The following is a 13,154-nucleotide window of genomic DNA, read 5'->3' as shown; positions in this document are numbered from 1 at the left end:
AAAAACAGAACAACATGAATGGAGTATTTGAAAACAAAAAGGCAGTTATAGTTGGCGGTTCATCAGGCATTGGTTTAGCAGCGGCACAGTTACTGGCCGGGCAAAAAGCATTGGTTACCGTAACCGGCCGGGATACAGAAAAATTAAAACGGGTTGAGCAAACGTATGGTTTTAAAACAGCCGCGGTCGACAGCACCGATCGCCCTGCACTGGATGCATTTTTTAAAACCACAGGCAACATCGATTATCTTGTTATAACAGTGAGCGGTGGTAAAGGCATGGGCAATTTTGCCGACTTATCACTCGACGACTTACGCACTGGTTTTGAAAGTAAATTCTGGCCGCAGTTACATACACTACAGGCCGCTTTGCCTTATATGAACAAAGGCGGCAGCATTACACTCATCACAGCTATTTCATCTGTTGCACAAAAGCCGGGCACATCAGGATTGGCCGCTATCAACGGTGCTATTGAATTGATGATACCTGTATTGGCGCAGGAAATAAAACCGCTGCGCATCAATGCAGTATCGCCCGGTGTGGTTGATACGCCCTGGTGGAACTTTGTTCCCGAAGATGCCAAACAACAGGTATTTGAACAATTTACAGGCAACATACCTGCAGGCCGCGCAGCTACTGCCGAAGAAATTGCCGATGCTATAGTATTCACATTAGGGAATACCTATATGACCGGCTCAGTAGTTTCTATTGATGGAGGATTTAGTTGCTGAGATAAGCAATATGCAATGGGCAATTGGCAATGAACCCCATTTTCTGTCTTGCCTATTGCCTATTGTCAATTGCCTATTGTCAATTGAATTAATCAGACATTTCAATAGCTGTATCAGTTATAAAACAATTATTCAAACGATTTCATTACAATAAAGGTTGTTGCTACACTACATATAATCAATGATGGCATAATGCTTGTTGCTTATGCACCCAATATTAACCTTATACATCATTTTTAAGAAGTAAGAAAGGAATGATTTTAGCGTTTAATAATTAGAAAAAAAATCCGCACACTACCAGAAGAACTATTCGACTCAACAGACCGTGCTAATATTCTTTCCCGATTTTTTTTTGGCAACCTGTTCCTTTCATCAACGTTTGTAAGGGCGCTGTGTGCAATTTTTAAATACAGCTACTGAACATATTGCTGATGCACTATTTCTCTGTGTGTAACAACATGTAGAGACGACCAGGTATTTATGAAAACAAAAAATAAACGTTGAGAAACAATGCGATTAGTACACCTATGGAAGGTGCTTATTCCGGCCCTTGGATTTTCCATTTATTGGATGGCCTGTAAAAAAGAAGACTCCGCTACCCAATCAGAACAGCAGCAGTCACAGCTACCCAAACTATCGGGTGTGCTACCCGATGATATTAATGTGGTGAACAAAACCCCATTAGTATTGTCTGCTGAATTTTTAATAACGGTAAAAACAGCCAGAAGATCAAAACCAACCACTAACCCGGTCGATACTACGACAACTACGCCGCCCATTCCTCAGCCACCAATCGATACCACTACCACTACACCACCGTCAACCGATACCACCGTTATTACTACGCCCCCTGCCCTGCCTTCAACTTATTCATTGGATATGCCACCTGTTCGATACCAGGGAACCGAAGGTTCGTGTGTAGCCTTTGCCGTTGCCTATACAAGAGCCTGCGAACAATATTATAAAACCGGCGCAGTAAGCTATAGCGATGCTTCAAATGTATTTAGTCCTGAATATATTTTCAACCAGGTACGGCCCACTGCCGATTGTTCGGGATCATCGGTTACAACCTCACTTGACCTGTTAAAGAACCAGGGCGTTTGTACATGGCAGTCTATGCCATACAGTTCATATAACGGATGTTCATTGATGCCCACAGCTGCACAAACGGCCGAGGCTTCTGATTATAAAATCGCTTCCTATTCTAAAATCATTAATACCGATCAAACTGCTATCAAATCAATGATTGCAGGTAAACATGCTGTAATTGCATCGTTTATTGTTGATCAGAGTTTTTATAATGCTAATCCCGGTTTTATATGGAAATCGCTGACCGGTAATTCCGGCTCGCATACCATGGCGTTGTGTGGTTATGATGATGCCAAACATGCCTGGAAAGCCATTAATTCATGGGGCACAGCCTGGGGCGACGCGGGGTACATCTGGATAGATTATGATTTCTTTCCGGTAACCTCATCTTATTACACATATGTAATGACATTATAATGCACAAGGAACAAGGTTCAGGGTACAAGGTTCAGGGTGTAAAGTGGATATTGATTAAACGCATTGATGTTTCAACTTTCCGCCTTCTAATTGTACTTCCTGTATTGCTTGTTCCTTGTGCTTTTTTTTTATAATGCTAAAATGTTGCAGACAGGCCGATATAAGCCATGCGGCCAATAGATGGTATAATACCAGGGCCGGGATATTCATCTGTACGGCGGGTGAAATAGGCTTTATCAGCAATATTATTTATACCCGCTTTCAATGCAATATTTTTTATTTTGTAAGTAGCGCTCACATCCAATACTGTATAAGCCGGAATGTAACCCGCAACCGGATCATCGCTTAGTTTTACATTAGTGGCATCGCCGTATGCATCTCCAACATTGCTCATCTGAAAAGTAGCAGATAAATGGGTGTCGTAATAAGTGACTCCCAATCTGTTTATATACTTAGCCGCTGCTTCAACCCGGTTGCCTTTAAATTCGCCATTGGTATATTTTGCATCGGTAATGGCCAGCGAATTAAAAATACTCAGTCCTTTTTTAGATTGCGGATGCAGGTATTTCAACAGGTTAAATTCAATATAACTTTCCAGTCCTTTGTGTACGCTGTTAGCTACATTGGTACGCAGGGTATATTCATCGGCTGTACCTTCATTCATTAATACCGTTCCGATGCGTTTATTGTAAGCCAGGTAAAATAAGCCGATATCAAAATTCAGGAAATTATTAATGGTGCCCCGGTAGCCCAGGTCGGCATTAAAGCCATTGGCATCTTTTAAGTTGGGATCAATTTTAGAAGTTACCCCTATCGGCGTTAACTGTGAGTAATCAATAGGGCGGTATGCCTGGCTGATGTTTGCATACACATTCGTATAACCGGCCACTTTATATTCTATTCCTAATCCAAATAATGGTATCGAACGGTTCCTGCTTTCATTGGCAATCAGCTTATCGCCATCTTCTACTTTATAACCTTTCGCAGTGCTTTTTAAATATTCAAACCTGAAGCCAGGTGTAACCGTTAAACGATTGGTTAACCTGAAAATATTTTCTATAAAGGGAGCGAAATTGGTAGTGGTAAAATCAAGGTCATATTCGTAGGGGCCTTTAACGGTTAAATCAAAATCCGATCCTGTTGTGCCTTCTCCGCCTCCCTGTCGTTTAAACCATGCATAGGCATAGCGCATACCGGCTGCCAAAGTATTATTCATTCTACCTAAACTATAATTGTGCAACAGACGCAACTCGGTAGTGCTGTTGTGCATATCTTCATTTTCCACTTCTCTTTCAACATATTCACCGGTGACGGGATCTTTTTCATCAAGGGCTTCGGCTCCGCCATCTTCATTACGCCAAACCAATGCCCTGTTGCTAAACAGCAACGATGTTTTTACATTCAGCGAAGTTTGAGGCGACAATTTGTAATTGACATAGGCACTCACTACATTCCAGGGACTTTTGAGCCAGTTTCTGCTACGAAACGAAGAGCGTGGATTGGCATTGAACATACTATCTGTAAGTCCACCGGGCATTTTAATCCGGTTTCTCAATAACGAATATTCTACACCTATATTTAATTTATCCGAAGCATTGTATTGTAATCTTCCAAAACCCGATAATTGCCATTGGCGGCTGTTGGGGCGCCATCCGTCCATTCTTCTGTATTGAACAAATCCATAGTAGCTCCATTTTTTGATGGTTCCGCTGATTGCATTAAATGTATTAAACATACCATAACTGCCGCCGGTTTCTGAGGTAGTCAATTCAAACGCTTTGTTCTTCGGTGCTTCATTTAACACATAGTTTACCATACCGCCAAATTGCGAACCAAATTGCAGCGAAGCAGCGCCTCTGATCATTTCAATGCGGCTTACCGCTTCCATAGGCGGTAAATAATAGGCTTCGTTATAACCGTAAATATCTGCACTGATATTATAGCCGTCCTGGCGGGTATTCATTTCAATGCTTTGGGAAGGGTTCAATCCACGGGTGGCAATGCCATTGGCCGTAAAGCCGCCGCTTTCTGTTTCTACAATATTCAATCCGGGAATCCGGCCCAATATCTGGCGGGTGTTATTGATGGCCTTATTGGCATCAAGGCTATCTACTATAATCACTTCATTTTTTTTACCGGCATAAATAATCCCGTCTTTGGCTTCGGGCATATGGCCGGTACCACGAACTGTTTTAATAGCGGTAACAGTAACTTCATGCAGGTAAGTAGCTTTGGTGGTATCCCTCGATCGTTGTGCAAAAAGGGTTGCGGGTAGTATGCACAGCAATACAAGGCAGTAATTTTTCATTGTCTGATTTTGATTTGGCTGCAAAGCTGCGCATACTTATTTTAAAAAGTCATATAAAAAAGGAAAAATTGTTACGAAATAGGGAAAGAAGTCTCCTTTAACATATTGGATTTTCCTGTTGAGCAACTTATAAGCCTCATTATTCGTAATTATTACAAACGTTTGTATATGAAAAAGCAATATTTCCTACCATTGCTTGTCATTGGAGCATTGGTAGTCGCGCTTGCAAGTCATTGCAGTAAAGGAAGTTCCTATGGTTCATCCACGAATAATAATAATACAGGTGGAAACAATAACTCAGTGACCATGCAATACATGAGTTATTCTGTAACCAGCCTTGCGGTGAAAGCAGGAACGACTGTTACCTGGACTAATAATGACAATACCACACATACAGTTACCGCAGATAACGACAGTTTTAACAGCGGCGACATTACAGCGGGGCATTCCTTTACGAAAACATTTAACGCACAGGGTACTTTTCCTTACCACTGTATATACCATTCTACCATGAAAGCTACTATTATTGTGAATTAGCCTATAAAAGATTCTTACGATGGGCGACAAAAAAATCATATGAAAGTATGCTTTCCAGGGTGTAACTAAGCGGCACTTTTCTTCATAACCATTGGCTTGTTCATAGCGTCAAATCAAACCGGTTTTCATTTCCCCCGAATTTAACACATCCGGCATTTCAATAGCTGCATCCGCTATAAAACAACTAATCAAATCGCTTTCAATACATTGAAGATTGTAGTCAATAGTTCATACATTCAATCATGGCATAATGCTTGTGACTAAAGGAACCAACAAATTGACCTTACTCCTCTTTTAAAAAAAGTAAAAAAAGGAACGATTTTAGCGTTAAGTAATAAGAAGAAAAATCCGGTACACTACCAGAAGAACATTTGAATCAACAGACCGTAACCGAGCTACTTTCTTTCCCGATCTTTTTTATGGCAACCTGTTCCTTCCATCAACAACTGTAAAGAGGCGTTGTGCTACACTTACAATTGCTTTCATTACATATTGCCGATGCACTATTGTTCTGTGTAATTACACACAGATGAAGCAGTATTTATGAAAACCCAAAAATAAACTTTGAAAAACTATGCGTTCCCTACAACTTTTGAAAGTGCTTGTACCGGCACTTGGGCTTGTTATTATTTATACAGCCTGTAAAAAAGAACAATCCGCTACCGTAGAAAACAAAAGTAACACAGAAGCCAATTTAAAATTATCCGGCGTTGCTCCCGTTGATCCCGCCCTACTGGCTAAGCTTCCGGTTGTGATGTCTTCGGAGTTTTATCAGAAAGTTCAAACAAGTGCCAGAAAACAAAGACCATCTACTCAGCCAACAGACACTACAACAACTACACCACCACCTACAACGGTATTACCGCCCACTACCTTGCCGGCCAGTTACCAGTTAACAGCTCCAACACCCGGTAACCAGGGCAGCGAAGGTTCCTGCGTAGCCTGGGCTGCAGCACAGGCAAGATCCATTGAACAGTATTACCGAACCAAAGCAACCGGTTATAGTTATTCAACCAATATTTTCAGTCCTGAATTTATATATAACCAGATTAAGATGGGCGATTGTGGTTCAGCAGATATGGGTAGTGCAATGAATTTACTGCGCGACAAAGGCGTTTGTACCTGGCAAACCATGCCTTATAGCAGTGAAAACGGTTGCAGCCTGATGCCAACCAGCAGCCAGTATGCCGAAGCAGCCAATTATAAAATAGCTTCCTATTCATTAATTTACGCTACCGATATAACGGCGATCAAGTCTACAATTGTTTCCAATCATCCCCTGGCAACAACAGCCGTGATTGATAATAATTTTTATAATGCGGGCCCGGGTTATATCTGGAATTCATTAGGAACACCTGTTTTGGCCCACGGACTGGTACTGGTTGGTTACGACGATTCAAAACATGCTTTCAAGGCAATGAACGAATGGGGTACTAACTGGGCCGACGGTGGATTTATCTGGATTGACTACGACTTTTATACTACGGTTTCTTCTGAACTTTTTCTGATGAATTAAATTAACAAGGCACAAAGTTCAAGGTACAAAAGAAAAAGGCTGCCCGAAAAGAGGCAGCCTTGAGTTTTTAAAAAACACACACCATTTTTATCTCTTAAGCTCCAAAACTGTACCTCTTACAACTTTACCTCCTACCCTAAGTGTATAGATGAGCGCCTGGTTGGTTAAACGCGTACTGAACTGTACGTATTTAATAACACCGGCATCAACCTTTCCATCAAAAGCAATTCCTACCTGTTGTCCCTGTGTATTGAAAATTTCGAGTATCGCCCGGCCGCCAACCGGTGAAACAAAGCGGAAGTTTACTTCATTACTGAAAGGATTGGGGAATGCCTGTATCTGCAAATCTTTGCCTAATCCGGTGTTTAATGAAGTACCATTCGGACTTGTTAATGAAGGTATATCCCTGGGCTTTGTAGTTTGATTCGACGGAGCAATATCACTTATAAGAGTTGGGCCCGATGTAAGTGTTTCGGTGCTCTGCCTTGCCGGAAGCGTATTGGTTACTACGCAGGTGTCGACCCTGATAACCTGTCTGCAGGTCTTCTTACTTCCGCAGGCATCTATAGCAACCCACGTTCTGTAGATGGTATCAATGTACATGAGCTTAACGCCGCAACCATTATCCGGTGCTGTAGCTGTTCCGGTATTCGATGGATTGGTCGAAGCGCCGCATGCCAGATTTTTATCTGCCGGGCATGTAAGCGTGAGTTCTCCTTTTACAGCAATCACAGCCGAATCACTGCAGGTAACCGTGGTTGGTATACCGCCTCCGGTTGAAGTGAGCGTGAGTTTTACTCTGAATCCGGTATTATTACATAATGTGCTTGCAGTAACTGTTACCGTATTACTGTTAAGCGGAGGATTGATGGTAGCTCCATTGGTATTGTTTACCAGGCTCCATAGTGCCGAGAAACCAGTTGGAATCGGGTTGGCAACTCCATTACTATCCGGATCATAGATCCAGGTACCGGTTTGCTTAGGACATAGCGTATCAGGACCTATTACTCCACACCGTGGCGGCTGACCTCCTGGACTCAGGCAGACCGAATCCTTGTCTTCGCACCCCGGTGCATTTGAACCTGTTACTACGACCTTATAAGTAAAGGCAGTAGCTGTAAGGTTGTTAATTGTAAATGTAGCGCTATCACCATTTGGTGTAAATGTTACTTCAGAACCAGGAGTTCCGGTTGAACGTGATAGAACCCAGGTATAGGAGGTTGCTCCTCCGGTTACTTTCAGGCCGACAGTTGATGTTGCAAGCGCATCAATGCTGAAACGTCTTGGACATCCCGGTGTTCCACCAACTGAATCTACGCCTGTTTTGAGGGCTACTTTCAGGGTAATATTAGGCAGTACATCGAACGTACCTGCTGCCAGATCCTGTTGAGAAGCAGATATCGACGGGGAATTCCTGGTCTCCATTAAGTACTGCTGGAAACATATATTCGATCCCGGTATTTTTGACAGGTCAACAAATCCTTCAAAAAATGAACCGGTAACATACTTGTTCGCAGGCCCCCCTTTTGATGTATAAGTCCAACCGGTTACATTGTTTGGCACATCGTATTGTTGATTGTTAACAACTGCTCCCCCTACAAGACTGCTTACCGGTATCGAATCAAACGCAGCCTTGCCCTTTTCTACACCTTTATATACAAACACCCTGATGTTCACGGCTCCACCCCCATTGGTAAAGTTACTCAGTATCAGCAGATCGCCTGGTGCATGGGTGCCATTGAATGTACCGTCTGACTTTTGCGTCACATCATTGAGAAAAAACCAGAAGCCGATCTGGGCACTCCCGTTTATGGAAGTACGATCCCCGAAGAAAAACAGCTTTGTACCAATAAGCGTTACACCGGTATTAACAATGTCGCCCTTGTCATTGGTTTGGCCACGATTCCAGCGCCATTTTTCAATGAGGTCAACATCCGAGCTGCCTTGTGTAAACTGATCATCATTCGAGTTGGTTGAATCATGTACAAAAGTTTTGACCGTACCACCATTGGCATTTAATACCGCAGGCCAGTCGCCCGGGTTACCATCTACCACAATCTGGGCGAAAAGTGGCATTACAGAAAAGCTGAGTAAAATAAGCATCAGGACGCTCCTGAAAATGCCTGTTACACCCGATAACCATTTCGTGGAGTTACTACATTGGCAACCGGGTAGATTTTTATTATCCATACATCGCATATTTGAGGTTAAAAAAGTTGTAGTTAGTTTAGGGCTGAAGGATGAAGGATATTGCCAGTACAGTGAACAGTAGGCGCCCGCGCCCTGTGGATGCATAATACATGTGCGTCAATCATCCACCTGAGGCCGGTTAAGGACTTTAAAAAACTTAGATGATATGCAGAAAGAATATTGGATTGCGGGCGCAGGAATCGCCTGATGCCGCTTGTATACTCATAAAAACTTTTATCAAAGCAAAAAGCAAAAGAATCCCTTTCCATAAAACGTAGTTAAATGGCACAAACAATAAAATACCCTTCAGCATGCAGCCATGCAAAGCACGCCCGCGCTGTTAATTCAATAAATAGAAACAAACCTGGTGTAAAGCAGACCAGATACTAAAAGAAGCAGGTATAAACACCAATTAGCACCTGCTGTCGCAGTTCCTTTTTAATGATAGTAAGTAGATAACCTTTTAAAACTGGTTAGATCTGTAAGTTTCAAGCCTTTTTTTAAAACGATTTCCTTTTACCGGTTCTGCTTAACACGACTCAAATAGGAGATTGGAGAAAATTATACGGATGAAGAATGGTTGCCGGATAGAATATAAAATCAAACATTGACAGGGGGAGCGAATTGAGAAGAACTTTTTGATTGTAACAGATAACAAATAATAACCGACCCGAAGATATAAAACTTTATTTCAATACAACCACTTCTTATAATCTTTTCTTATTGATTTTGACAGATATCAAAGATGAAATGTAACAACTCCCATTGACGTTTTAAACGCTCAATAGTATTTTTTATTTGTGCCGATATAACTAATAAAAATAAAAGAACGCCATAATTAATAATGCAAAATCAAACTGCGTAAGTAGTTTATTTTATTCTGTGCAAAATAAAATCCCGCCACGTGGCGGGATTTTATTTTTACTAATTAACCAGTATGTTAACCGGAGTGCTTATTTTTTAATTACAATGACCAGGGCCTGTAGCGCCTTCGTTATAATTCGTTAATGCTGTTATAAGAGCACTGGCTGATGAAGGAGCGATATAACCACTCCCCACAGGAGGAATTACCAGGCCGCCTATCATGGCATCTGCTGCTGCAATTGATGAAGCAATGGCAGCACCATTTGATCCATGGGCAATATTTATTTTTGCGGCTATTAACTGGTGCGCCAATGCCATTAAGCCATTTCCACCCGCCGGCGTATTTAAAATGTTACATATTTGCAGGTCGGTATAAGAAGATGTGCCAAGTTGTAAACTGGCTACAGGCCAAACATTCGTGTTATTACCGGTTGCGCAACCTTCGGGACCATGGGTTTTCCAGTACCCCTGCGTATAGGTACAACCATCACCACCACAAGGTAATGTTGAACAGGTTATAGTTGCTGAGAAGTCGCTTTTTCCAGCACCTGACGAAGGATCATTGTGTGCAAATGAACGGAAAACATACTCCTTACCACAATCAAGTTGAGTGATGCAACTGGCCGACGCTCCGCAATTATCGAACAGGTTTTCACCAATATTTACAGATATACATCCATTAGCGCCTAAATTATAATTTGAGCAACCCGGAACACCCGAGAAAGACGCTTTACAAAAGCTGGTAGCATAGCCAGGATTATCTGAATTTGCAGGCCAGCCGTATGCAACGTAATCAGATTTTAACATCCACTGAACAGAAAAGCCGGCAGGTGCTCCGGAAGCGCCGGCACATACGCTGATTGTAATAGAAGCGCCGGTAGCGCTTCCGCAGGTGAGCGTTGGTACATTTAATGCAGCCTTTCTTAATGTGCTTCCATTTGATACAGCGGCACCGGTTTGCGTTGTATTGTTTCCTGTTTTAGGCAAGGTATCGCGTTTACAACCAAAGAATATAGCTAAGGTAATCGCCATACCAGCTATAGAAATCTTAAAATATTTCATAATTATTGTTGGGGGGTTTAGGTGTTATAATGAAGAGCAATGAGCAAACCCATAGGTTAATGGATTGCAATTTTAACGATCGCATTATGCGAACAGTTTAATAAATAATTGGTAATTCCTTTTTTAGTTAAACAGAGGTAATGTAATAGAAGGTTGGGGTGATAAAGCTAAACTCATACACGAAGACAAAAACGTTGTTGTGAGAATCACTATTCAAATATATCTGATTTAGCCGATGGATAAGGGATTACAATTAAGAATTAAAATACAGAACCTATTATATGATATCAATCAATTTTTGATTAAGCTTTATTTTAACGGCAGGCATTTGTAAACTCATTTTTTATTTATCATTTTTTGGAAAAGACCGGCACATGAACGAACTTAGTATTAGCTTGATGAATCTGTTATCCCGAAACAACAGCTGATCATCCTTTCTTTTTATTATCTGCCAGAGGTACCACATGAAGCTATCTACTTTTTGAAGGACTGATTTACCCCGCCTCGCCATGAGGTTATCCTACAAAAAAACCTTCAGGTTAATTAGCAATATCCCACAGGAATACTTACAGGCCTAAGCAAATTACGTAGTGTAATGCGCTGAGGAATTGTTATGTTTTGTTTATCCGTAGTATTAAACTATTTAAAATTAAGGATTATGAGAATCAACCCGCCAAACGCTCCCAGCTGTTTCATTCCTTCATTCATTTTATTAAGTTCAATAGCATTTATAACCATATTGATAGCAACAGGTTGCCAGAAAACGAATGCACCTGATGTGAAAAAAGCAATTGATATAGAACTGGTTGCCGACGACCTGGTATCGCCTGTACAGGTTATTGGTATACACCATAGCCGACGGCTTTATATAGTTGATCAGATCGGAAAAGTGTGGGTACTTGATAAAGATCTTTATAAGCGTCCGGTTCCTTTTCTGGATTTAACCAGCAAACTCGTTACACTTAATCCAGATTATGATGAACGCGGTTTATTAGGTTTTGCATTGCACCCCGATTTCAAAGTAAACGGCCGCTTTTATGTTTATTATCAATTGCCTCCGCGTGCAGGCGGACCAACCAGTTCCGTTTCATGGAACAATCTCAGTCGCGTTTCAGAATTCACCGTTTTACCCGACGTTCTCAGAGCCGACCCGAACTCTGAAAAAGTGCTTCTTGAATGGGACGATCCGCAATTCAATCACAATGGAGGAACACTGGCATTTGGTCACGATGGATATCTGTATATATCTATAGGCGACGGTGGCGCCGCTAATGATGTAGGGCCGGGTCATGTGGATGATTGGTATTCTGTTAATGCAGGTGGCAATGCGCAGGACATTGAAGCCAATTTTTTTGGTAAAATATTACGCATTGATGTAAACACGGGAGATCCTTATGGCATACCGGAGGACAACCCGTTTGTAAATAAACCTGGTAAAGATGAGATCTATGCTTTTGGTTTTCGCAATCCCTATCGCATGTCATTTGATAATGAAGGAGAGCATATGTTAATAGCAGGTGATGCCGGCCAGGCCTTATGGGAAGAAATTGATGCTGTAAAAAAAGGCGGCAATTACGGATGGAATGTAAAGGAAGGCAGGCATTGCTTCAATGCAACCGATAGTTCAAAGGAATTACCTTCATGTCCTTCCTTTGATAACAGGGGAAAAACAATATATGATCCTGTCATAGAACTCAACAACTGGCAAAATCCCCAGGGTGGTAAAGCAACTACCGTTATAGGAGGATATGTTTATCGTGGTACTCAAATTCCTGAATGGCAGGGCAAATATATTTTTGGAACCTTTTCGCAAACGCCTTCCACCGCAAATGGCGAACTGTTTATGGCAACCCCGCAAGGCTGGGAAGGCAGCTGGCCGTATGAAGAAGTTTCACTTAAAAGTCATCCCGATGATATAGGCTACTATCTGAAAGGATTCGGACAAGACGATGATGGTGAATTATACATCACCACTTCTTCCACACAGGGCCCATCGGGCAATACCGGAAAAGTATTTAAACTGGTCTTTAAATAAATAATCCGGCCAGTAACGACCGGATTATTTAAACTTTAATAACCCGAATGATTATGACTGCTTTAATCTAACTATAACGAATATATTAATAAAACCCGGGAAACAATCCGGGAACCATTGATTCCGTAGCAAAGTTGATGATCATCAATATTGATGTACTATAATACTGATATAAATCAGTTTCTCCAGGCATTGAATATCCCTACGAATTGATTGTAATGAAGAAGATCAATGCATTAGTGTGGAATACATTTATGAACCCACTTATACTCATAACAATTCAAAGGCATCGTTTAAAAATTGATAAAAGTCACTTTTTAAGGTGATAAGGTTTACGGCAAGCGGTTTAGCGATAAGGTAACTTCGTGCCATGAGTAAACCTCTAAAAAAAGATCTGTATTATAC

8 protein-coding genes are annotated in these 13,154 nt (G+C 41.5%); 5 read left to right on the top strand and 3 right to left on the bottom strand.

The genetic code is table 11. From position 1 onward, the window contains the following. Positions 1–14 precede the first annotated feature (14 nt). Both AC59IL_RS34110 and AC59IL_RS34105 read left to right on the top strand, forming a co-directional pair. Positions 15–731 (top strand): SDR family oxidoreductase, encoded by a 717-nt coding sequence (locus tag AC59IL_RS34110; protein WP_496556742.1) that lies wholly within the window; start codon positions 15–17, stop codon positions 729–731. A 510-nt stretch (positions 732–1,241) separates the two neighbouring features. Continuing rightward, positions 1,242–2,237: a C1 family peptidase gene (locus AC59IL_RS34105; RefSeq protein WP_496556741.1), complete on the top strand. Its 996-nt coding sequence runs from the start codon at positions 1,242–1,244 to the stop codon at positions 2,235–2,237. 136 nt (positions 2,238–2,373) lie between these two features. Here AC59IL_RS34105 and AC59IL_RS34100 read toward each other — a convergent pair whose 3' ends face one another. Continuing rightward, positions 2,374–4,545, bottom strand: coding sequence for a TonB-dependent receptor family protein (locus AC59IL_RS34100; RefSeq protein ID WP_496556740.1), 2,172 nt, complete (start codon positions 4,543–4,545; stop codon positions 2,374–2,376). 168 nt (positions 4,546–4,713) lie between these two features. Between AC59IL_RS34100 and AC59IL_RS34095 the strand changes: the two genes are divergently transcribed. Beyond that, the gene (locus AC59IL_RS34095; protein WP_496556739.1) at positions 4,714–5,082 is read left to right on the top strand and encodes a cupredoxin domain-containing protein; all 369 of its coding nucleotides are present in this window, start codon (positions 4,714–4,716) and stop codon (positions 5,080–5,082) included. A gap of 574 nt (positions 5,083–5,656) precedes the next feature. Then, positions 5,657–6,598, top strand: coding sequence for a C1 family peptidase (locus AC59IL_RS34090; protein WP_496556738.1), 942 nt, complete (start codon positions 5,657–5,659; stop codon positions 6,596–6,598). A gap of 87 nt (positions 6,599–6,685) precedes the next feature. Here the strand turns inward: AC59IL_RS34090 and AC59IL_RS34085 are convergent, their stop codons facing one another. Together AC59IL_RS34085 and AC59IL_RS34080 are read right to left on the bottom strand one after the other, a co-directional pair. Then, positions 6,686–8,788, bottom strand: coding sequence for a hypothetical protein (locus tag AC59IL_RS34085; RefSeq protein ID WP_496556737.1), 2,103 nt, complete (start codon positions 8,786–8,788; stop codon positions 6,686–6,688). A gap of 960 nt (positions 8,789–9,748) precedes the next feature. Beyond that, positions 9,749–10,714: a hypothetical protein gene (locus AC59IL_RS34080; RefSeq protein ID WP_496556736.1), complete on the bottom strand. Its 966-nt coding sequence runs from the start codon at positions 10,712–10,714 to the stop codon at positions 9,749–9,751. 658 nt (positions 10,715–11,372) lie between these two features. Between AC59IL_RS34080 and AC59IL_RS34075 the strand changes: the two genes are divergently transcribed. Continuing rightward, positions 11,373–12,749, top strand: a complete 1,377-nt coding sequence (locus tag AC59IL_RS34075) for a PQQ-dependent sugar dehydrogenase (protein WP_496556735.1) — start codon at positions 11,373–11,375, stop codon at positions 12,747–12,749. Positions 12,750–13,154 lie beyond the last annotated feature (405 nt).

The sequence above is a fragment of the Niastella sp. sgz303648 genome (assembly GCF_059587045.1).
Note: the sequence above shows the minus strand (reverse complement) of the source record. Positions and strands in the feature narration are given on the sequence as shown.